Genomic DNA, 20,242 nt, shown 5'->3' on the forward strand with positions numbered 1-20,242 from the left:
GCGCTTGCTCCCTGCTCGCCTCGATCGACAGCCGTTCGCACCCAAGGTTCCCGACGGCGCGCGATCGATCGGCAGGGGCGTCCGAAAGGCCGCCCCGCGTAGACGGCAGGCCCGCTCCCGGACGTGGCCAGGCGGACGAAAAGAGCTGGTTCGGGTCGGGGGTCAGGGCGCCGTGAGGATCGGCGCGAGCAAGGGCTCGGTGGCGCGGCGGAGCGCACCGCGGGCGCGGTCGTCGTAAGCCTGCGCGTTGGCGCGCGCGGTACGTTCGACATCGAAGTATTCGCCAGTGAGCTGCTCGTCGAGCGAGCGCTCGAGGACGGCGCGGATCGCGCGGGCGCCGTCCTCCGGCTTGCCCCAGGACTGGCCGAACGTCTCGCGCACGATCTTCGTATCGAGCATCGCCCCGGGGTGCACCGCGTTGATCGCGATATCGGGGTATTTTTGCGCGAGATCGAAGGTCCACAGGATGAGCGCGAGCTTGCTCCGGCGATAAGCGCGGAGCCCCTCGTACCCGCGGAGGCTCATGAGATCCTCGAAATCGAGCGGCTCCTGTCCGGAGGAGGCGACGTTGACGATGGCCTTCGGGGGGCGCTGGCAGAGCGAGAGCCAGAGCTCGGTGAGCACCACGGGCGCCAGGTAGTTCACGGCGAAGCGCTTCTCGTACCCGTCTTCGGTCTCCTCGCGCGCGTCCTGTTTCTTGCCGGCCCCGACGCCCGCGTTGTTCACGATGACGTCGAGTGCGGGCAGCTCCGCGGCGAGCGCGCGGACCATGGCCGCGGTCGAGGCGAGCGAGCTCAGATCCGCCACGACGTGGCGCGGACGCGTGCCGGTGACGAGCTCGAATTCCTGCGCCAGCTCGCGCACTTTCTCGGACGATCGCCCGTGGAGAATCACCTCGCTGCCCTGCTCGAGGAGCAGCTTCGCCGTGGCCCGCCCGATACCGTCCGTCGAGCCCGTGACGAGCACTTTCATTCCCGGTGCCGGCATGTCGTCGCTCTCCTCCTTTTTCTCCGTCCCCCGCCAAATGACAATGCGCCCTCGCGCGGGCCCGGGTCAAGCGATAGGCACGGTTCTCGTGTCTCCACGCATCACCGCTCTCCCCGTTCTCGCGGTCTTCCTTTCTCACGCCGCCGCGAACGGCGCGGCTCTTGCCAGGGCGAGCGGGGCGAGAGAAATGCGACACCCACGAACTCGCTCCCTGATCCTCGCCCTCGGATTCGTGCTCTGCCATCCTGCTCTTCCTGCGGATGCCGCCCCAGGTCCCGCGGGGCTAGAGCCCGCTCGATTGCCCGCGCCCGCACGCCTGGTCCAGCCCCGTATTCGTTCCCCGTTCGATAACGCGGGGCGCATGTGGAGCGTGGCGTCGATGATGGCGCCCCGGCGCGCGCACACGGCGACGACGCTTCCGGACGGCCGCGTGCTCGTCGTCGGAGGCCTCGACGGCGATTCGTACCTCGCCACCGCGGAGGTGTACGATCCGATCGCAGCGCAATTCGTTCCCGTTGGAACCTTATCGGAAGCGCGTGCACATCATATCGCGATCCGCCTCGCCGACGGCCGCGTGCTCGTCGCTGGCGGCGAGCGAGCGCCGGGCGCTCCGACGGACAGCGCGGAGGTCTTCGATCCGGCATCGAATACCTGGACACGCGTGGGCTCGATGCAGGCGCCGCGGATCGACCACGCCGCGGCCTTGCTCTCGGATGGTCGTGTCCTCATCGCCGGGGGATATGACGGCGCGCGGACGCTCGCGGTCGTCGACGTGTTCGACCCGGCCGCCTCCGTCTTCCGTCCCGCCGCGCCGATGTCCGCGCCGCGCTCCGCGTTCACGGCCACCGCGCTGCCGGGCGGAAACGTCCTCGTCGCGGCGGGCGTGGGCGGATCGGCGCGGCTCGCGACGGCCGAGATCTACGAGGCGAGGAGTGATCGTTGGCGACAAACCGGTCCGTTGCGGGCGCGGCGCGGCGAGCACGTCGCGGCGCTGCTCGAAGACGGCGGGGTCCTCGTGGCGGGCGGGTTTGTCGGCATTCACGCGGTGGCGACGGCGGAGCGGTGGAGCCCGGTCACGAATTCGTGGACGAGCGCGTCGCCGATGCACGAGACGCGCTTCGGCGACGTGGCGCTCGAGCTCCCGGACGGCCGCGTGCTCGTGGCCGGCGGCGAGAATGACGACGGAGACACGCTCGCTTCGGTCGAGATCTATGATCCCGCGGCAAACACGTGGCTCCTCGCGCCTGCACTCGACAGCCCGCGCAGCCTGATGGCGGCGGCGCTGCTCGACGATGGCTCGGTGCTCTTCACGGGAGGATGGGCGCCGCCGTCGTCGTGGGCGAGCTGCGAGATTCACCTGCCCAAGTAGACGGAATGATCGTTCAGGAAAAACCGTCGGCGCGGAGCTCGGCGACGATCCCGTCGAGCTCCGCGCGGGGGTCGCGGCAGGCGCGCTTGCGCTCGACGATGTCGCCGTCCGTGTCCTTGATGCGGATGCGGAGGGCGTTGAATTCGGTCCACGCCGACCATTCGCGGCCGTCTTCGTGGCGCAGCGTGACCGCGGGCGGAGGTTCGGCGGGCGCGGCGGGCGCGGCGGTCTCGCCGTCGAGATCCTCGGTCCAGGCGGGACCCCGTTCGGGGCGGGGGAGGACCGTTCCGCGCGTGCCGAGTGGAATCGGCGGCCGCGCCGAGGCGCGCCGCTTTCGCCATTCGAACGGCTCGATCTCGATCCGCGTGTCGGATTTTCCGTTCCACGTCCAAGGAACGCCGAACCGATCGAGCGCGTCGCAGATCTCGCGGCCCACGGCCTCGACCGCGGCGGGCCCGTCCTCGCGCGCTCCATAAGCGAGCATGAGCCCGCCGTTCTCGACGCCGCGCTCGGTGTCCTGCTGGTGGTAAAACACGTATCCGCGCGCGCTGGTTTCGGACATCGCCCCCCAGGCCTCGGAGTGGCCGCAGGAGCTACAGCAGGTGAAGTTCTGCGCGGTGAAGATGCCGCGCTTCGTGAGGTCCTCGAAGGCCGCGTCGATGCGGTCGTTCGTGCTCACATCTTTCCACCCGCGCTCCTCGGCCTCGGCCCGGCTCCATAACTTCGCCGCGTAGCCGCGCACCTTCGGGGCGACCTCGTCGTACTTCGGATCGGCGCACATCGCCTTCACCGAATCGAAGAGCTCTTTCTTCGTGGTCCCCGCGCGCATGAGGCTTTTTACGTGGTCGAAGATCCAGCCCGCGTCGTCCGACATGCGCCGGATCGTACCCGGATGGCGCGGATGCGGGAAGATCAGGCGAGCGCGGCGAGGACGTGATCGTGCAGCCTGCCATTCGAGGCCACGCAATGGCCCGAGGCGACGGTCGGCCGGCCCTCGAAATCGGTGAACCGCCCGCCCGCCTCCTCGACGAGGACGGCGAGCGCGGCGATGTCCCATATCTTCACGCCCGCCTCGATCCACGCCTCGGCGCGCCCCGTGAGCACGAGCGCGCAGCCGGCGAGATCTCCGTAGCAGCGGGCCTGCGCCGCGGACAGCACGAGGCGCGACACGCGTTCGCCGAGGGGCGGGGCGAGCAGGCAGCGGGGCTCGCCGAGGGAGAGCGTCGCGTCGGCGAGGTCCGCGATGCCCGAGACGGCGAGGCGCTCGGGCGGCGCCTCTCCGACCTGACGAAACGCGCCGAGCCCCCGGGCCGCCCAGTACGTCTCGCCGAGCGCGGGCAGGGCCATCGCGCCGGCCACGATGGCGCCGCGGTGTTCGAGGGCCACGAGCGGCCCCCAGAACGAGCCGCCGCGCGAGAACCCGCGCGTGCCGTCGAGCGGATCGACGATCCAGCGGGCCTCGTTGTCCGCACCTTCGTGCGCGCCCGTCTCCTCGCCGAGCAGGGCGTGATCGGGGAAGCGCGCGCGGATGGCGGCGAAGATGGCCGCCTCGGCGTCACGATCCGCGGCCGTGACGGGCGTCCGATCGGGCTTCGTCTCCACCCGCACGCCGCGCCGGAAATGCACGAGGCTCGCCGCGGACGCAGCCTCCACCGCGGCCCGCGCCGTGGCGGCTGCTTGCTGGAGATCGATCTCGCTCATGGGATGTACGACGCGGGAGTCGGGAATCGCGCGACGGGTGTCAGGCCGCTTTTTGCTCGGCGTGGGCGGAGAGGGCGTGGAGGAGCTTCTGCACGCTCGCCTTGGCGTCGCCGAAGAGCATGAGCGTGTTGTCGAGGTAGCAGAGCGGGTTGTCGACGCCCGCGTAGCCCGCGGCCATGCCGCGCTTCAGCATGATCACGCGCCCGGCCTTCCACACCTCGAGCACGGGCATGCCGTAGATCGGGCTCTCGGGCTCGTCGAGCGCGCTCGGGTTCACGATGTCGTTCGCGCCGATGACGATGACGACGTCGGTCTCCTCGAAGTCCTCGTTGATCTCCTCCATCTCCTTCACGGCCTCGTACGAGACGTTCGCCTCGGCGAGCAGCACGTTCATGTGCCCGGGGAGGCGGCCCGCGACGGGGTGGATCGCGTAGCGCGCCTTCGTGCCGCGCCGCTCGAGCAGGGTCGTGATCTCCTTGACCGCGTGCTGCGCCTGCGCGACGGCCATGCCGTAGCCGGGCACCACGATCACGCTCTTCGCGCCGAGCAGGAGATCGGCCGCGCCGTCGATGTTCGTCTCGTTCACCTTCTTCGCCGGCTCGCCCTTCTTCGCCGCCGGCACCGCGCCGCCTTGCTCGCCGAAGCCCGCGAAGACCACGTTCCAGATGGAGCGGTTCATCGCCTTGCACATGATGTAGCTCAGGATCGCGCCCGAGCTGCCGACGAGCGCGCCGGTCACGATGAGCAGATCGTTGCCGAGCATGAAGCCCGCCGCGGACGCGGCCCAGCCCGAGTAGCTGTTCAGGAGCGAGACGACGACGGGCATGTCGCCGCCGCCGATCGCGAGCACGAGGTGCGCGCCGAGCACGCTGGCGACGCCCGTGGACACGAGCAGGTAGGGCACGCGCACGTCCGCGCCGCCGCGGAACGCCGCGACGGCGAGGAAGATACACGCGAAGACCATCGACGCGTTCAGCGCGTGGCGGACCGGGAGCACGAGCGGCTTCGAACCGATCGTGCCGCGCAGCTTGAGGAACGCGATGACCGAGCCGGTGAAGGTGATGGCGCCGATGAACACGCCCGCGTGGATCTCCACGTGGTGCGCGACATCGGGCGCCCCGCCGGCGCGCACGCCGTTCATCTCGCTGCCGATGCCCACGAGCGCCGCGGCCGCGCCGACGAAGCTGTGCAGCACCGCCACGAGCTCGGGCATGCTCGTCATGGCGACGCGCGCCGCGAGCACCGCCCCGATCACGGCGCCCGCGCCGATCGCAGCGGCGAGCAAGCCGAGATCCGAGGGCCCGGCCGCGAGGGTGTTGTTCTCGGGCGCCACGACGGCGCCGAGCGTGACGGCGACCGCGAGCAGCATGCCGAGCGTGCCGAGGAGGTTGCCTCGACGAGCCGTCTGCTGCGCGCTGAGCCCGCGTAGGGACATCACGAACAGGAGGCTCGCGACGAGGTAAGCGACGTTCACGAGGGTGATTCGCATCGGCCTCTCACTTGCGGAACATGCGCAGCATCCGCTGCGTCACGAGGAAACCACCGGCCACGTTGATCGACGCGAGGAGCACCGCGACGGCGCCGAGCAGGGCCGCCACGGGCGCGCCCCCTCCGCCGCCGTTCGCCGCGAGCAGCATGCCGCCGATCAGGATGATGCCGCTGATCGCGTTGGTGACGCTCATCAGCGGCGTGTGAAGCGCGGGCGTGACGTTCCAGACGAGGTGCCAGCCGACGACACACGCGAGCAGGAAGACCGTCAGGTGTTGCACGAGCTCCTGGCTTCCGAAGAGGCCGACGGGCGTGAGGAACCCGAGCGCGAGGACCGTGCCGATCCGCGCGGGCCACGGGCTCTCCGGCACCTCCGGCTTCGGATGTGCGTGCGCGGGCGGCTTCGGCGCGGGCGCGGGCGCGCCGCCTCGGATCTCGGGGCGCGGCGGCGGCCACTTGAGCTCTCCGTCGAGCAGGACCAGCATGCCGCGCTGGATCTCGTCGTCGAGCGAGAGCTCCCACGTCTTCTTTTTGCCCATGATCTCGTCGAGCAGGTTGACGATCGTCATCGCGTAGAGCTCGCTCGCCTGGCGTGCCATCCGGCTCGTGAGATCGGTGTGGCCCACGATCGTCACGCCGTACCGCTCCACCGTGCGATCGCGCTCGGTGAGCGCGCAGTTGCCGCCTTGCTCGGCCGCGAGGTCCACGATCACCGAGCCGCGGTGCATGCCCACGACCGCGCCCGAGGTGATGAGCTCGGGCGCCTTTTTCCCGGGGATCAGCGCGGTCGTGATGACGATGTCGCTCGTCCGGCAGTGCTCCGCGATGAGCTGCTGCTCGGCCGCGAGGTACGCCTCGCTCACTTCCTTCGCGTAGCCGCCCTGGCCTTCGCCCGTCTCGCCCTGGAACTCGAACGGGACGAACTCCGCGCCCATGCTCGTGACCTGCTCGCGCACGACCGGACGCGTGTCGAAGGCCTTCACCATCGCTCCCAGCGCGCGCGCGGCGCCGATCGCCGCGAGCCCCGCGACGCCCGCGCCGATGATGAAGACCTGCGCGGGCTTGATGCGCCCCGCGGCCGTCACCTGCCCGCCGAGCAGCCGCCCGTAGTGCGATGCCGCCTCGATCACGGCCCGGTAGCCGTTCACGTTCGCCATGGCGCTCAGCGCGTCGAGCTTCTGCGCGCGCGTGATGCGCGGCACGGCGTCCATCGCGAGCACCGTCGCGTTGCGTTTGGCGAGCCGCTCGACGAGCTCCTTGTTCTGCGCGGGCCAGAGGAACGAGATGAGCTTTTGCCCGGCGCGGAGCTGATCGGCCTCGTGCTCGCCCGTCTCCGGGTGCGCCCCCGGTGGGCGGACCTTCGTGAGCACGTCGGCCTCGCGGAACACGTCGGCCGCCTTCGGCACGACGCGCGCGCCTGCCTCGGCGTACGCCGCGTCCTCGAACCCGGCCGACGCGCCGGCCCCGCTCTCGAGGATCACCTCGAGGCCCATCTTCACGAGCCGCCCGACGGACGCCGGCGTCGCGGCCACCCGCCGCTCGCGCGGCTCGATCTCCTTCAGCACGCCGATGGAGACCTTCCCCGCGCCTTCGGCCTCCTTCGCCGAGCTCCCTGGCTTCTGTGCCCCGCTCGCCGGCTCCGCGGGAAGCACGGCGTTCGCACCCGCCTTCACTTCTTCGACCATTGCGGCGCGCAGTGTACGAGAAATCGTCCGCGCGGGGTAAACTCCGGCGGTGGTTAACGTCGTTCGTGTCCTCGAAGAGGCCGGTCAGACGCTCGTGCTGCGTGATCTCGGCACGCATCACGAGCTCCTGCTCGGCCAAACTCCCATCCTTTCCAGCAAAGCCCTGGAAACCGAGCGGGCGTTCGGCGCCCTCGCCGGGACCGCCCGGGACGACCGTTCGCCGCGGACGATCCTGATCGGCGGGCTCGGGTTCGGCGCGACGCTCGCCGCGGCGCTCGCGGCCGTGGGCCCCGAGACGCGCGTGATCGTCGTGGAAAAACTTCGCGCCGTGGCGGAGATCGTGCGTGGCGAGCTCTCGCACGTGGCGCCGGGCGTGCTCGACGATCCGCGCGTCGAGCTCGTGCACGCCGACGTCGCCGAGGAGATCGGCCGTCGTTCGAACCTCGACGCCATCCTGCTCGACGTCGACAACGGCCCGGGCTGGGCGTCGTTCCGAACGAACGCGCGCCTCTACACGCAGGCGGGCTTGCGCCTCGCCTGGGACGCGCTCCGGCCCGGCGGCGCCTACGCCGTGTGGAGCGGCTATCCCGCCGACGCCTTCCTCGCCGAGCTCCGCAAGTCCGGCTTCGCGCCCTCGATCGTGCCGCTCCACGAGCGCGGCGTCGTGCGCGCGCGGGCGTACGTGGGGAGGCGACCCGGTTGACGGAGGGTGGGGGAGCGCCGCGCGCCGCGTGCTGCCAGGCATACAGAGGCGCTGGCCAGCCGTTCGTCAATGTCACGTCGGGATGGGGAGACGGCGGAGCGTGAGCCGTATGGCAAAGCTCGACAGCCATGCCCCGGATCGCTATCCAAGAAAGGTCTGGTGTCCTGGATACCAGAACTTCCTTGGAGGCTTGTATGCAGCGTTCTTTCCCCGTGATTCCTTCCACGCTCGGCGCGCTCGTGGCGGCAGGCGCCGTGACGCTGGTGCCGTCCACGGCCGCGGCGCTGGGCAGTGACGGCGCGCACGGCGCATCGGTGGGCCTCACGCTGTCGTATTCGATCGGCGCGCGCGCTGCGTTCGGCATTGGTGGGGACCTGCGGTACACGTACTACCAGGACGCACCGGATGGATTCCCGCACGGCTCGTTCGTCGGGCTCGGCGCTTTCTTTCAGGGCACGTATCTGCTCGGCGGCGCGGGTCGCTTCGCGTTCGGCGCGCATGCGAACATGCTCACCGACGTGGTCTTCGACCTCGACACGGAGCTCGGCGCCACGATCCGGACGAAGTCGGAGGAGGGCGAGGAGCCGGGCGGCGTCGGGATCCACCTCGGCCTCGTACCGCTCTTCAACCCCCTCATCCTGGAGACGGGCCCCACGTTCCGGGGGAGCATCGCCATCACGCAGGGGATGCAGAGCGAGTTCATCGTCGGGGGCGACATCCGGGCGCCGGGGCCCTGCGTTTACTTCGATTGCTTCCAGATGGTCTCGGGCCGCCCGCTGCGCCCTGAGCCGAACGCGGAGGCGACCCTCGCGCCGCTGCTCGTCGGCCCGCCCGATCCCACGCGGCCGAGGACGAAGGGGCGCGCCCTCTCGCGCGGCGCGCAAGAGCGGCTGCTCTCCCACTGGGCGCGCACGACGAGCGCCGAATGCGCGTCGGTCCCGGCGTTCCGCGCGCTCGCCCGCGACCTCTCGCGCGCGGGCGCGCCGGATGCCCTGGTCTCGCGCGCGCTCCTCTCCGCGAAGGAGGAGGCGACGCACACCGCGCTTTGCGCCGCGCTCGCGAACGAATGGTCGCCGGCGCGCCTCTCGCCCTTGCTCCCATCCATTCCCGAGGGCAGCGATCGAGACCTCGCCTCGCTCCTTCGCAAGCTCGCCCTCGAATCGTTCTGGGACGGCTGCGTCGGCGAGGGCGCGGCGGCGGCCGAGGCGCGGCGCGCGCTGCGCGACACGACGGACGAGCCCGCGCGCGAGGCGCTCTCCGTGATCGCCCGCGACGAGCAGGGCCACGCGGAGCTCTCGGAGCGGATCGTCGCGTTTTGCCTCTCCGCCGGAGGCAAGCCGGTCCGGGATGCGCTGGTGGAGAGCGTGGAGCGACGGCGATCGATCGAGGAGGTGCGTCTCTCTGCGCATGTCGAGGTCGGGGCGGAGGATGCCGAGGCGCGCGAGTTCGGGGTGCCCGCCGCCGACGTCGAGCGAATCGCCCGTGAGGAAGCGTTCGAGGCGAGCATGCGCCTCGTGGCCTGAGATCACCGATCTCCGGATCGGAACCGCACCTCTACCTGTTTCGCGCCGAGCGCCTTCGCCAGCGCCGAGAGCTGCTTCTCGGCCTGCGCCCGCGCGCGGCGCATCACGTCGGGCGTGCGCGCGGCGGCCTCGATCGCGCGTTGGGCTTGCCGGCGCGCGCTCGCTTCGAGCTGCTCGTTCCGCTTCGCGAGCAGATCCGTCGATCGCGCGAACACGTACGTCCCGTCCTCGTCGAGCATCGCGGAGATCACCTCGGGCTCGGGCAGATCGATCCGCGCGACGCCGGTCTTCGGATCGAACGAGACGTCTTGCTCCCGCATCTTGCCGAGATCCACGCCGACGACAGCGCGCCCGACGGCGACGAGGAGCAGCGCGTCTTTCGCCTCGACGAGCCCGAAGAACGCGCTTTGTCGGTCCGTCAGGTCGACGACCTTCTCCACGTGCACCTCGGCCGTCTCGAGCCGCGACACCTCGCGGATCGCGTTGAGCAGGGACGGCGTGGGCCGCTCCGTGATCACGTGATCCGGCGGCGGGAAGAGCAGCTTCGGCCCGAGCACGACGAGCGCGACGGCGAGCGTCGCTGCCACGAGGTAGGCGAGGAGCCGATACGGGCCGAGGAGCGAACCCAAAAGCTTCAGGGGACGGGGCGAGCGCTCGGAGGAAGGATCGGGCACGATGCACAGTGTAGCAGCGACGGGAGGCTGCTCCATTGGGGGATGCGTCGGGAGCTACGCAGTGGTCGCGCCACGTTCCATGGGAACCTCACGCAATCGATTGAAATTCGAGCGTTGACAATCCCCGATTTTCGTTCTTCAATTGAATCCGGCCCGTGGTTTCCCGCGTCCACGCGCCGGCGCTCCTCGGCTTTCTTGTTCGATTCACGAGCGAATCGTTGGGCGACGCCTGCGCGTGTTTTGCGTGGGGGATCGCCTCCTCTTCGAGGGTCGCCTCGCCTCTGGCGGCAAGTTCCGCCTGTGGCGCACCGGGAAGGCTCGCCAGCGTGACGCCGGCGAACAACAAGGAGAGGAATGTCATGCACACCCTGGGAAATTCCGCGGCCCGCCGCCTCGGTCAGGCCGTTCTTTCGCTCGGCATCCTGCTGGGAGGCCGCGAAGCGCTGGCCAATACTTTGACGCAGAACAGCTCGTGGACGATCGATCGAGCGGGCACGACGGCAAAATATCGCGTCGTCGCATACGGTGACTCCATCTTCGCGGGCTACAATGGGAGCTTGTCGAACGTCGACAAGCGCGCCGCCACCTGGGTTCAGGGTGAATATCTCTCGAATAGCTGGAACAGCGACATCGAGGTCATCAGGCGCACGAAGTCCGGCGCGAAGGCCGACGACATCTACAACAACAAGATCGTCGCCGAAAAATCGCACATGCAGGCGGCGAACACGCGCGTCGTGACGTTCGAGATGTGCGGCAACGACTTCTTGCAGGCGCGCGACAGCTTCGCCGACCAGTCCGGGACGTGTAACTACGGCGTGCTCGACACGGCGCTCGCGAACTGTACCAAGTACCAGGAGCTCGCGATGCAGTTCATCAACGCGAACGCGAACGCCGCGACGAAGAAGAAGATGATCATGAACCTCTACTACCCCGGCTACGACGCCGACAACGGCATGTCGAGCTGCACCGACGCATCGGCGGGGCAGAAGGTCAACAAGCAAACCGCCATGTTCCCGCGCCTGGCGCGCAGCAACTACCGCGCATGCAAGCTCGCGGCGCAATACGGCTTCGACTGCGTCGATGCGTTCGCGGAGTACATGGGCGCCGATTACGATTCCAACGGCGATGGGAAAATCGACTCGGACGGGCTCCGCTACATCCCGGGCGAAACCGAGGATGCCTACGTGACGCGTATCACGAGCACGCTGCGCGGCACGATCCGGGACGCGAACAGCCATTTCGAGAACTCGGGGACGAGCTTCGACTACATCCTCTCCGACGACACGCATCCCTCGTACGCGGGCGGCACCCTTTACGTCGGCCTCTTCGGCGGCACGGGCTCCGGCTCGGGCGCGCCGGAGTATTCGGGCGCGCAGATCGTGGGCGGCAAGAACCCGGTCTGGAACCGCTACGGCCACGAGCGCGCGGGCTGGGCGCACTCGCTCTTCAACCCGCTCGCGCCCTGAGCGATCCATGACGAACCGACGCCCCGCCGAGCGCTCGCGTGGAGCCGTCCGACGGTCCGTCGACCGGGACGGCGTCGTCCACGTCGAGCTCCGGCGGGGCGGTCTTCCCATGGGGCCGATCGCGCTCGGCCTCGTCGCGGCGGGGATCGTCGCGTTTCTGTCGTGGAAATGGCGAGCGGAGACGCCGGCCGAGGTAGCTCCGGGCGCGACGGCGAAGCCCGGACAAACCACGGAGGCCCGCGCGCCCGCGCGTCCCAAGGGCGCGCCGACGCTCCGCCTGGCCACGCGAGCCGCCCCCGCGGCGGACGTCGCGCTGAATGCACGCGTGATCGGCGCTGAGGGTTCCGACCTGGAAGGCGAGGGTGTTCCGGACGAACCTTCCGCTTCTGACGACCCTGCTGGGGCCGCGGAGGAAGGCGCCGGGAATCCAGGGGTCGCGTCGAAGAACAAGACGGGCATTCACGCATTCCCCGCGCCGGGGACGAAACGTATCAAGCAAGGCCTCGTCGTCCCCGACGATTTCCCGCTGCCGCCCGGGTACGTGCGGCATTACCAGGCGACCGACAAGGGCCGGATGCTCGAACCCGTTCTGCTCTACCACCCCGATTACGAGCTCGTCGACGCGAACGGGAAGGTGATCGAGATTCCGCCCGATCGTGTCGTCCCGCCGGACATGGCTCCGGAAGGTTTGCCCCTCGCCACGCTGGAGGTCCCGGCGGACGCCTACGCGGACCGCGACGAACGCGGCCCCGCCTCGAATGCCGATCCCGGACAAACCGGCGTCGAGGAGGAAAAACCGGCGGACGAAGAGCCATGAGCGCGCGCCCCCTCCCGAAGCGCCTGCGCCGATTCTGGACCTCGAAGCGCCTCCGGGATCGGCTCCTCGCCCTCTCGCTCGGCGCATTCGCCTCGGCATACCTATTCGGCGTTTGCAGCCGCACGGCGGGCTCGTCGTACCTCGCCTGTCTGGTCGCCTTCGTGCCCTGGCTCCTCACGCTGGAGCGCGCCGAGCGCCGTCGCGACGCGCTTTTTGCCGGCCTCGTGATGAGCGTCTTTTTCGTGGCGCTCGTCTTCCCCTGGTTCCCCGAAACGGCCGCCTCGTACGCGGGCACCTCGCCGAGCCTCGTCTGGCCGCTCTTTTTGCTCCTCGCGCCCGTGCTCGAACCGCAGTTCGTGGTGTTTGCCCTCGTGCGCCTCGCCGTGCGGCGCGCCGATCGGCCCTACCCCGCGTTCCGGGCAGCGTTCGCAGCCGCGGCGGCGTACGTCGGCGTCGAGCTCGTTTTTCCCAAGCTTTTTTTCGATACCATCGGGCTCGGCCTCCACCCGTCCGCGTCGTTGCGCCAGGGGGCCGAGATCGTCGGCGCGCACGGCCTCTCGTTCGTCTTGCTCCTCGTGAACGAGGGCCTCGCGCTCTCGATCGTACGCCTCGCGCGTGCGCCCAAGGCCCGCGGATTGGCTCATCCGGCCCTGCCGGCGGCGCTCGTGAGCCTCGCCGTCCTCGCCGGCGTGGGGTATGGCCAAGCCCGGCGCGCGGTGCTCGCCGAGGCGAATGCAAGGCCCGCGATCTCGGTCGGGGTTGTCCAGGCGAACATCACGAACTACGACAAGCTACGCGCCGAAAAGGGCGCTTTCGAGACCGTCCGCACGATCCTCGACACGCATTTCGAGCTCTCCGACGCGATTCGCAACCGGAAATCGCTCGACCTCCTCGTGTGGCCCGAGACCGTCTATCCGACGACGTTCGGCGCGCCGAAGAGCGAGGCGGGCGCGGCCTTCGACGAGGAGATCGGCGCCTACGTGGCGAAAACCGGCGTCCCGCTCGTGTTTGGGTCCTACGAGAGCGAAGGGAACGACGAGTACAACGCGGCGTTTTTCTTGACCAACGAAGCGAATGGCAAGGTCGAGCGCGCTTCCTACCGCAAGCGCATGCTCTTTCCATTCACCGAGTGGGTCCCGCCGATGCTCGATTCGCCCTCGCTGCGCAGCATGATGCCCTGGGCGGGGCACTGGAAACGAGGGCCGGGCCCGGAGGTCGTGCGGGTGGGTTCGTCCGGGCACGACGAGGTCACGGCGCTGCCGCTCATCTGCTATGACGTCCTCTTCCCCGGGTTCGTCGCCGAGGCCGCGGAGAAGGGCGCGGATCTCATCGTCACGCTTTCGAACGATTCGTGGTTCCCGGACGGTCGCGCCCCGAGGCTTCACCTCGTGTCCGCCGCGTTCCGCAGCATCGAGACGCGTCTGCCCCAGGTGCGCGCCACGAACTCCGGCATTTCGGCGATCATCTCCGCCGACGGGGAGATTCTCGCCCGGACGCGTTTCGACGAGGAGGAGACGCTCGCCGCCGAGGTCCCGCGCGGCGCGCGTATCGTGACGCCAATGATCACGTTCGGGCACCTGCGCGCGCCTGCGTTGCTCGCGCTCGCCGCGCTCCTCCTCGGGCACGCGTGGTGGTTCAGAGCAGGGCGGCGTAATCCTCGAGCGTCTCGACCGGAACGCCGTACCGAGCGGCGACGTCCTCGAGCCACGGGCCCCGCCGCCGCGCCATGAAGAACGCCGCCGCGCGCGCGGCGAGGTGAAACGACCCGCCGAGCGGCCCCCCATAGCCGAGCGCGCCCGTGATCCACGGGATGTGCCGTCCGAAGAGCTCGAGCTGGAGCTTGCGCAGCAGGAAATAGGCCACGACGCCGAGCACGAGCCCGAGGACGACGCAGGGCACGATGACGAGCTTGTTCAGGCGTTTGGCGCGCCGCGCGAGCTCCGACGCAGCCTCGGCCTCGGCCTCGGGCCCATGCGGCCTCCCCGGAGAGGCCGTGCGGTATGTCGTCTCCAGCGTTCCAGCCATGTGTCCCCCGATTGTATCAGGGGTTCCCGCATCAGGCGAGGAGATGCGTGAGGACGTACGCTGGGATCAGGACGAAATACGCGATGTCCACGACGATCTCGGCGGCGCGCCGCAGCCCCTTGGCGCGGCGCGGGAGCAGGTACGCCAGCCCGAGCGCGAGCACCTCCACGACGATCCGCACGAGCCCCCCGTACACGACGAGCGCGCCGAGCACGCCCAGCCATCGGAGGAGGAATGCGCCGAGGTACGGTCCGAGGCCGAAGAGGTGATATTGCCCGAAGGCGCCGCCATACACGATGTACTGGTGCAGGCGAAAAAGGACGATCGCGAGGCCGAGCGGGATGAGCCCGTATTTCACCACGAAATAAGGCCACCGCCGCCGCCCGAGCGCGCGCCGCGCGTCGGCGAAACGAATGGCCGGGTGATCGAGCGTGGACTTTGCCGCGGGGACATTTTCGCCCAGGGCTTCGAGCAAACGCGCGGGATCGTGGAGCACGAGGCGGCGCTGGAACGAGCGGTTCGAGCCGAGGACGAGCCGGAGGCCCGGACCGGGGATCGGCACGCGCCACGGACGGATGGCCTGGATGGCATCAAAAGGAATCTCGAATCGCTCGCGGCGGAGCGTGAGCGCGAGCCGCGCGGGCCCGACCTCGGCTTTGCCTCGGTGGTTTCGGCCGAGGAGCAGCGCGAGGAGGAGGGGGCCGCCGGAGAAAAGGGCGATGCCGAAAGCGACGGCGATCGGCGGCGCGGTCCTCGTGCCGGTCACGATATCGCGGACGATGTGCGCGGCGACGTAGAGGACGTTGAGGAGGGCGGCGAGGCGGAGGGCCACCGCCAATGTCCGCGTGGCCGGACCGTAGGCGTGGACGGTGAATGCCTCTCGCCCGGGGGGGCTCGTCTCCGCGGCGGATTCGGGCGCGTCGGCCATGCGTGCACGATAGCACGCGATTCAGGCGATATCCTCCAGCTCGCGACCACGCGTCTCCGGCAATGTGAGGAGGATCAGGGCGAGGGCGATCACCGGGAAGACGACGGTGGAAGACACGGCCTTGGCCCATCCCACGGATTCGGCGGCGTACCCGACGAGGACGGGCGTGACGACTTGCGCGGTGCGGCCGAAGAGATGGTTCGACCACCCGAAGGCGTCACTGCGCAGCTCGGTGGGAAAAAGCTCCGCGTTGTAGGCGGCGAGCACGGAGCCCGTCGCGGTGATGCCGCCCATCGCGAGCACGAGTGAGATCAGGACGAGGGAAGGGGCTCCGGCGAGATAACAGCCGGCCGTGCCGGCCACGACCGAGAGGTAAATGATGAGCGAGGCGCTGCGCCGGCCGATGACGTCGAGCAGCTTCGCGGCGAGGAATGCGAACGGCAGCCCGGCGACGGCGGCGATCGAGATGTAAAGGCCCACGCGCCCTTCCGTGTACCCGCGCTCCCCCATCGCGTGTTCTTTCCAGAACATGATCGCGTTCGTGGTGCACGCGTACGTGAGCATCCAGATCACCGCGAGCAGGAGCATCCGGTTCCGGTGCGGCGGCAAGAGGATCTGCGTGAACGGCCGCTTCGCGAGGCTCGTGCCCTCGACCTGCTCCGTGAAGCGGCGCGTCTCGCGCAAGGATCTGCGGGCGACCGCGAGCAGGAAGAGCGGCGCCGTGCCGAGCACGTAGATGCCGCGCCAGCCGAGGGGCGAGTTGATCACGAGGGGCGTGATCCCCGCGCAGACGATGGCGCCGACGCCGGTCAGCGCATTGAGGACGCCGATGTAGAGGCCGCGGCGATCGGCGGGGAACTCCTCGGCGGCGACGACGAGGGAGAGGGCCCACTCGGCGATCAGGAAAAACCGCGCGGCGATCTGCGCGGCGGCGAACGTGAACGGGCCGCGGGCGAGCGCGGTGAGCGCGGTGCAGAGGGCGTAGCCGAGGATCGTGACGGCGAGGACGCCGCGCCGCCCGGCGCGGTCGGCGTACCGGACGAGGCCGTAGGAGAGGATCGAGCCGGCGCAGATGGCCCCGACGAGCCAGCCGGCGTCACTCGGCGAGAGGCCCATTTCGGCGCGGATCGCGGGCAGGAGCTGGGTGAGGGCGAAGGTGTCGAACCCCTCGAAGAAGCTCGCCACGCCGAGGAACACGAAGAGGCGGCGGTGGTACCGATCGTCGCTCATCCGGACCCGCTTTCGTGCGTATCAGGGAAACGAGCCTTTCACAACGGCCGAAAAACGGCCCTCACGCGATCGGCCGCGAGCGGCTTCGGGCACGCCTCTTCGCAGTTCACGGCCCTCGGCATCAGCGCCGTGTTCGCCGGGCTCTATCCCTGGATGGGGCAGTCCTTCCGGTAAAACCTCCGCCGTCGCCGGTTCCATGGCGCCAAACCCGGGGTTCCAGGGGGCCAAACCATTTCGAACCTACATGGCTTGACGAGGCCGTGGATCTCGGCTAGGTGCGGCGTAGGGGTTCCCGAAAGACAAACATGCGATACCACGCGGACCTCCACGTCCATTCACGATACTCTCGCGCCACGAGCTCGGATTGTGACCTGTTTCACCTCGCCTGGTGGGCGAGGCGGAAGGGGATCACGGTCGTCGGCACGGGCGATTTCACGCATCCGGCCTGGATGGCGGAGCTCAAGAGACAGCTCGTGCCGGCCGAGCCGGGGCTCTTTCGGCTGCAGAGCGACGTCGAGCAGGCCGTTTCGGCGCGGCTCGAAGGGCCTTGCCGGGGGACCGTGCGGTTCATGCTCTCGGTCGAGATCTCGACCATTTACAAGAAGGGCGAGCGCGTCCGGAAGGTGCATCACCTCGTGTACGTGCCCGATTTCGAGGCGGCCGAGCGGTTCGTCGCGGCACTCGCCCGTGTGGGCAACCTGAACGCCGACGGCCGACCCATCCTCGGCCTCGACTCGCGGCACCTCCTCGAGATGGTGCTCGCGTCGAGCCCCGGGAGTTACCTCGTGCCGGCGCACATCTGGACGCCCTGGTTCTCCGTGCTCGGCTCGAAGGCCGGGTTCGATGCGGTGGAGGAGTGTTACGGGGATCTCGCCCCGCACGTCTTCGCCCTGGAGACCGGTTTGTCCTCGGATCCGGCGATGAACTGGCGGCTCTCCCGGCTCGACCGCTACCGCCTCGTGTCGAGCTCGGATGCGCACTCGCCGCCGAAGCTCGGGCGCGAGACCACGGTTTTCGACGGTCCGATCGATTATTTCTCGCTCCGCCGCGCCCTGGAGACGGGCGAGGGGTTCGTCGGGACGATGGAGTTTTTCCCCGAGGAGGGCAAATACCACCTCGACGGGCACCGGGCGTGCGGCGTGCGCCTCGAGCCCTCGGAGACGCTCGCCCGCGGCGAGATGTGCCCGACCTGCGGGCGGCCCGTGACGGTGGGCGTGCTCCATCGCGTCGAGACGCTCGCCGACCGCGACGAAGGATACAGGCCGGAGCACCCGCCCGATTTTCGCAGCGTCGTCCCGCTGCCGGAGGTCCTCGCCGAGCTCTCGTCCGTGGGGCCGTCGAGCCAGGTGGTGGAGCAGAGCTATCGGGGGCTGCTCTCCCGGCTCGGGCCGGAGCTCTTCATTCTGCAAGAGGCGCCGCTCGAAGACATCACGCGGGCGGGTTCGTCGCTCCTCTCGGAGGGGATCGCGCGGATGCGGGAGGGCCGCGTGATTCGCGAGGCCGGGTATGACGGCCTCTACGGGACGATCCGGCTCTTTTCGCCGGACGAGATCAAGCGCCGCCCCGTGGTCGCGCTCCTCTTCGAGGACGAGCCGAGCCCCACGCCGGCACCGAAGAAACAAGCACGCTCTGCGGACAAACCCGGTCGCAAGACAAAAGCCACGGAAGGGGAGCCGGAGGTCACGCTGTTCGCGTCGCGCGTCGAGTCGAAGGCGACGCCGGAGACGCCCCCGTCCTTGCTCGACGGCCTCGATCCCGATCAACGCGCGGCGGCCGAGGTCGTGCGGGGGCCGCTGCTCGTGGTCGCGGGGCCGGGCACGGGCAAGACCCGCACGCTCACGCATCGCATTGCGCACCTCGTCCAGGATCAAGGCGTCCCGCCCGAGCGGATCCTGGCGATCACGTTCACGCGCCGCGCCGCCGACGAGATGCGCGAGCGGCTCGTGGTGCTCCTCGGCGACGCGGGGGCGCGCGTGCCGGCCATGACGTTCCACGCGCTCGGGCTCTTGATCCTGCGTGATCATGGCGACCGCGCGGAGATCGGCATTGCGGGGGAGCGCGAGCGGGTCGGCCTCGTCGCCGAGGCGCTCTCGGTGACCGAACGCAAAGCGACGCAGCTCTGCGCGGCGATCTCGCGGTGGAAGCGGCGCGTGGCGCGGCGGGCCGAGGCATTGCAACGTTTTCCGGAGGAGTATGCCCCGGGGACCGATCTCGACCGCGCCTTTGCCGCGTACGAAGAGGGGCTCGCCGCGCGGAACCTCGTCGATTTCGACGATCTCGTCACGCTCGCGGTCGAGCTGCTCGAATCCCGCCCCGATGTGCTCGCGGCCTTGCGCGAGCGGTTCGTGCACGTCTCGGTCGACGAGTTTCAGGACGTGGATGAGCGGCAATACCGCCTCCTGCTCCTCCTCGCGGGCGAGGCGCAGAACGTCTGCGCGATCGGCGATCCGGATCAGGCCATTTACGGGTTCCGCGGCTCGGATGTCTCGTTCTTCTTTCGATTCCGGGAGGATTATCCCGCGGCGAGCGTGGTGCGCCTCGGCAAAAACTATCGCTCGACGCGGACGATCGTGGACGCCGCGCTCGGCGTCATCGCGCCTTCGCCGACGGTGGGCGAGCGCGTGCTTCGCCCGCTCATCGAGGATCGGAGCCGCATCGTGATCCACGAGGCGCGGACCGAGCGCGCCGAGGCCGAGTGGGTCGTGCACGTGATCGAGCGCCTCGTCGGCGGGACGTCGCTCTTTTCGATGGATTCGGGCCGCGTCGAATCCGCGGAAGGGGAGGGGAGCCACGCCTTCGGCGACATGGCCATCCTGTACCGCACCGACGCGCAGGCCCAGGCGCTCGTCGAGGCGCTGCGCCGCTCGGGGATGCCATTCCAGCGGCGCACGCACGATCGGGTGCTGGAGCGGGCGGCGGCCATGGCGATCGTGCGGTCGTTCGTCGCGACGCACGCGAAAGGCGCGCCGCTCGCGCCGTCGCTGGAGGCCGCTGCGGCGCGCGTGCGGGAGGAGATCGCGGCGCCGCTCGGGCCCGAGGACGCGGCCTCGAGCACGCCTCAGGAGGGCGCGGAGGCCCCGTCGTTCCGGGAGGCGGACGTCGACGCGGCGCTCGTGGTGCTGCTCGTGATTGCGGCGCGGTCGGGCGAGGACGCCGAGCGATTCCGGCTGGAGGTTTCGCTCGAGGTGGAGGTGGATACCTGGGATCCGCGGGCGGATCGGATCTCGCTGCTCACGCTGCACGCCTCGAAGGGCCTCGAGTTTCGGGTGGTGCTCGTCGTGGGCTGCGAGGACGGCCTCTTGCCATTACGATTCAAAGGCCGCGAGGACGAGGCCGACGTGGCCGAGGAGCGCAGGCTTTTCTACGTGGGCATGACCCGCGCGAGAGAGCGCCTGTTCCTTTCGTACGCGCGTGAGCGAGTGCGGCACGGCAAACCCGTGGCGATGGAGGCTTCGCCGTTCTTGCGCGAGATCGAGGAGCGGCTCCTTACCGAGGAGAGGGCCGATCTGCCAAAAAAGGGCCCAGATCCTCGGAAGAAGCAGCTTACGTTGTTCTGACGAGTGGCTCTGTTCGATGAACTGCGCATCGCGCAGTTCATCGACCCCGGGTCCAGCGCTTGCGCTGGCCCCTGGTGGGGCCTGGGGCA

Annotated in this window: 17 protein-coding genes; 7 read left to right on the forward strand and 10 right to left on the reverse strand. The window is 69.5% G+C overall.

Annotated features, from left to right (window positions below; all coding sequences use genetic code 11):
* Positions 1-162: 162 nt before the first annotated feature.
* Positions 163-987, reverse strand: a complete 825-nt coding sequence (locus QHF83_RS12400) for an SDR family NAD(P)-dependent oxidoreductase (protein ID WP_282418002.1) — start codon at positions 985-987, stop codon at positions 163-165.
* 361 nt (positions 988-1,348) lie between these two features.
* On the opposite strand from QHF83_RS12400, the gene QHF83_RS12405 reads away from it, so the two are divergent.
* On the forward strand, positions 1,349-2,356 hold the full coding sequence (locus QHF83_RS12405; protein ID WP_282418003.1) for a kelch repeat-containing protein: 1,008 nt from the start codon (positions 1,349-1,351) through the stop codon (positions 2,354-2,356).
* A gap of 13 nt (positions 2,357-2,369) precedes the next feature.
* Here QHF83_RS12405 and QHF83_RS12410 read toward each other — a convergent pair whose 3' ends face one another.
* Genes QHF83_RS12410 through QHF83_RS12425 form a run of 4 tightly spaced genes read right to left on the reverse strand, consistent with a single transcriptional unit; the run spans position 2,370 to position 7,230 of the window.
* Positions 2,370-3,230, reverse strand: coding sequence for a hypothetical protein (locus QHF83_RS12410; RefSeq protein WP_282418004.1), 861 nt, complete (start codon positions 3,228-3,230; stop codon positions 2,370-2,372).
* Between the two features lie 38 nt (positions 3,231-3,268).
* Positions 3,269-4,057, reverse strand: coding sequence for an inositol monophosphatase family protein (locus tag QHF83_RS12415; protein ID WP_282418005.1), 789 nt, complete (start codon positions 4,055-4,057; stop codon positions 3,269-3,271).
* A gap of 40 nt (positions 4,058-4,097) precedes the next feature.
* A complete protein-coding gene (locus tag QHF83_RS12420) occupies positions 4,098-5,546 on the reverse strand; it encodes an NAD(P)(+) transhydrogenase (Re/Si-specific) subunit beta (protein WP_282418006.1) in 1,449 nt (482 codons plus the stop codon).
* A 7-nt stretch (positions 5,547-5,553) separates the two neighbouring features.
* Positions 5,554-7,230: a Re/Si-specific NAD(P)(+) transhydrogenase subunit alpha gene (locus tag QHF83_RS12425; RefSeq protein ID WP_282418007.1), complete on the reverse strand. Its 1,677-nt coding sequence runs from the start codon at positions 7,228-7,230 to the stop codon at positions 5,554-5,556.
* A gap of 49 nt (positions 7,231-7,279) precedes the next feature.
* Here QHF83_RS12425 and QHF83_RS12430 point away from each other — a divergent pair, with 49 nt between their 5' ends.
* Positions 7,280-7,933, forward strand: a complete 654-nt coding sequence (locus tag QHF83_RS12430; RefSeq protein WP_282418008.1) for a hypothetical protein — start codon at positions 7,280-7,282, stop codon at positions 7,931-7,933.
* Positions 7,934-8,127: 194 nt separating this feature from the next.
* Positions 8,128-9,456, forward strand: a complete 1,329-nt coding sequence (locus QHF83_RS12435) for a hypothetical protein (RefSeq protein WP_282418009.1) — start codon at positions 8,128-8,130, stop codon at positions 9,454-9,456.
* A gap of 2 nt (positions 9,457-9,458) precedes the next feature.
* Here the strand turns inward: QHF83_RS12435 and QHF83_RS12440 are convergent, their stop codons facing one another.
* Together QHF83_RS12440 and QHF83_RS12445 are read right to left on the reverse strand one after the other, a co-directional pair.
* Entirely contained in the window at positions 9,459-10,130 is a 672-nt protein-coding gene (locus tag QHF83_RS12440) for a DUF4230 domain-containing protein (RefSeq protein ID WP_282418010.1), read from the reverse strand.
* Between the two features lie 88 nt (positions 10,131-10,218).
* Complete coding sequence (locus QHF83_RS12445) at positions 10,219-10,491, reverse strand: hypothetical protein (RefSeq protein ID WP_282418011.1); 273 nt, start codon at positions 10,489-10,491, stop codon at positions 10,219-10,221.
* Between QHF83_RS12445 and QHF83_RS12450 the strand changes: the two genes are divergently transcribed.
* From QHF83_RS12450 to lnt, 3 genes are read left to right on the forward strand one after another with little or no spacing between them, the layout of a single operon-like run.
* Positions 10,490-11,596 carry an SGNH/GDSL hydrolase family protein gene (locus QHF83_RS12450; protein ID WP_282418012.1) on the forward strand — a complete coding sequence of 369 codons (1,107 nt, stop codon included), beginning with the start codon at positions 10,490-10,492 and terminating at the stop codon, positions 11,594-11,596. The genes QHF83_RS12445 and QHF83_RS12450 overlap by 2 nt on opposite strands.
* 7 nt (positions 11,597-11,603) lie before the next feature.
* The gene (locus QHF83_RS12455; RefSeq protein ID WP_282418013.1) at positions 11,604-12,413 is read left to right on the forward strand and encodes a hypothetical protein; all 810 of its coding nucleotides are present in this window, start codon (positions 11,604-11,606) and stop codon (positions 12,411-12,413) included.
* On the forward strand, positions 12,410-14,143 hold the full coding sequence (lnt, locus tag QHF83_RS12460; protein ID WP_282418014.1) for an apolipoprotein N-acyltransferase: 1,734 nt from the start codon (positions 12,410-12,412) through the stop codon (positions 14,141-14,143). The genes QHF83_RS12455 and lnt overlap by 4 nt, the downstream gene beginning before the upstream one ends.
* Here the strand turns inward: lnt and QHF83_RS12465 are convergent.
* Genes QHF83_RS12465 through QHF83_RS12475 form a run of 3 tightly spaced genes read right to left on the reverse strand, consistent with a single transcriptional unit; the run spans position 14,049 to position 16,596 of the window.
* Positions 14,049-14,438, reverse strand: coding sequence for a hypothetical protein (locus tag QHF83_RS12465; RefSeq protein WP_282418015.1), 390 nt, complete (start codon positions 14,436-14,438; stop codon positions 14,049-14,051). The genes lnt and QHF83_RS12465 overlap by 95 nt on opposite strands.
* Positions 14,439-14,469: 31 nt before the next feature.
* Positions 14,470-15,366 (reverse strand): hypothetical protein, encoded by an 897-nt coding sequence (locus tag QHF83_RS12470; protein ID WP_282418016.1) that lies wholly within the window; start codon positions 15,364-15,366, stop codon positions 14,470-14,472.
* Positions 15,367-15,387: 21 nt separating this feature from the next.
* Positions 15,388-16,596: an MFS transporter gene (locus QHF83_RS12475; protein ID WP_282418017.1), complete on the reverse strand. Its 1,209-nt coding sequence runs from the start codon at positions 16,594-16,596 to the stop codon at positions 15,388-15,390.
* A 305-nt stretch (positions 16,597-16,901) separates the two neighbouring features.
* On the opposite strand from QHF83_RS12475, the gene QHF83_RS12480 reads away from it, so the two are divergent.
* Positions 16,902-20,153: a UvrD-helicase domain-containing protein gene (locus tag QHF83_RS12480; protein ID WP_282418018.1), complete on the forward strand. Its 3,252-nt coding sequence runs from the start codon at positions 16,902-16,904 to the stop codon at positions 20,151-20,153.
* Positions 20,154-20,242: the final 89 nt, after the last annotated feature.

This window comes from Polyangium sp. 15x6 (assembly GCF_029960785.1).
In the GTDB taxonomy this organism is placed as follows: domain Bacteria; phylum Myxococcota_A; class Polyangia; order Polyangiales; family Polyangiaceae; genus Polyangium.

Bases quoted from the DNA above. Each gene is read 5' to 3' on its own strand.
- QHF83_RS12400 (WP_282418002.1), bottom strand. From the start codon at position 987: ATGCCGGCACCGGGAATGAAAGTGCTCGTCACGGGCTCGACGGACGGT.
- QHF83_RS12405 (WP_282418003.1), top strand. From the start codon at position 1,349: ATGTGGAGCGTGGCGTCGATGATGGCGCCCCGGCGCGCGCACACGGCG.
- QHF83_RS12410 (WP_282418004.1), bottom strand. From the start codon at position 3,230: ATGTCGGACGACGCGGGCTGGATCTTCGACCACGTAAAAAGCCTCATG.
- QHF83_RS12415 (WP_282418005.1), bottom strand. From the start codon at position 4,057: ATGAGCGAGATCGATCTCCAGCAAGCAGCCGCCACGGCGCGGGCCGCG.
- QHF83_RS12420 (WP_282418006.1), bottom strand. From the start codon at position 5,546: ATGCGAATCACCCTCGTGAACGTCGCTTACCTCGTCGCGAGCCTCCTG.
- QHF83_RS12425 (WP_282418007.1), bottom strand. From the start codon at position 7,230: ATGGTCGAAGAAGTGAAGGCGGGTGCGAACGCCGTGCTTCCCGCGGAG.
- QHF83_RS12435 (WP_282418009.1), top strand. From the start codon at position 8,128: ATGCAGCGTTCTTTCCCCGTGATTCCTTCCACGCTCGGCGCGCTCGTG.
- QHF83_RS12450 (WP_282418012.1), top strand. From the start codon at position 10,490: ATGCACACCCTGGGAAATTCCGCGGCCCGCCGCCTCGGTCAGGCCGTT.
- QHF83_RS12445 (WP_282418011.1), bottom strand. From the start codon at position 10,491: ATGACATTCCTCTCCTTGTTGTTCGCCGGCGTCACGCTGGCGAGCCTT.
- QHF83_RS12455 (WP_282418013.1), top strand. From the start codon at position 11,604: ATGACGAACCGACGCCCCGCCGAGCGCTCGCGTGGAGCCGTCCGACGG.
- lnt (WP_282418014.1), top strand. From the start codon at position 12,410: ATGAGCGCGCGCCCCCTCCCGAAGCGCCTGCGCCGATTCTGGACCTCG.
- QHF83_RS12465 (WP_282418015.1), bottom strand. From the start codon at position 14,438: ATGGCTGGAACGCTGGAGACGACATACCGCACGGCCTCTCCGGGGAGG.
- QHF83_RS12470 (WP_282418016.1), bottom strand. From the start codon at position 15,366: ATGGCCGACGCGCCCGAATCCGCCGCGGAGACGAGCCCCCCCGGGCGA.
- QHF83_RS12475 (WP_282418017.1), bottom strand. From the start codon at position 16,596: ATGAGCGACGATCGGTACCACCGCCGCCTCTTCGTGTTCCTCGGCGTG.
- QHF83_RS12480 (WP_282418018.1), top strand. From the start codon at position 16,902: ATGCGATACCACGCGGACCTCCACGTCCATTCACGATACTCTCGCGCC.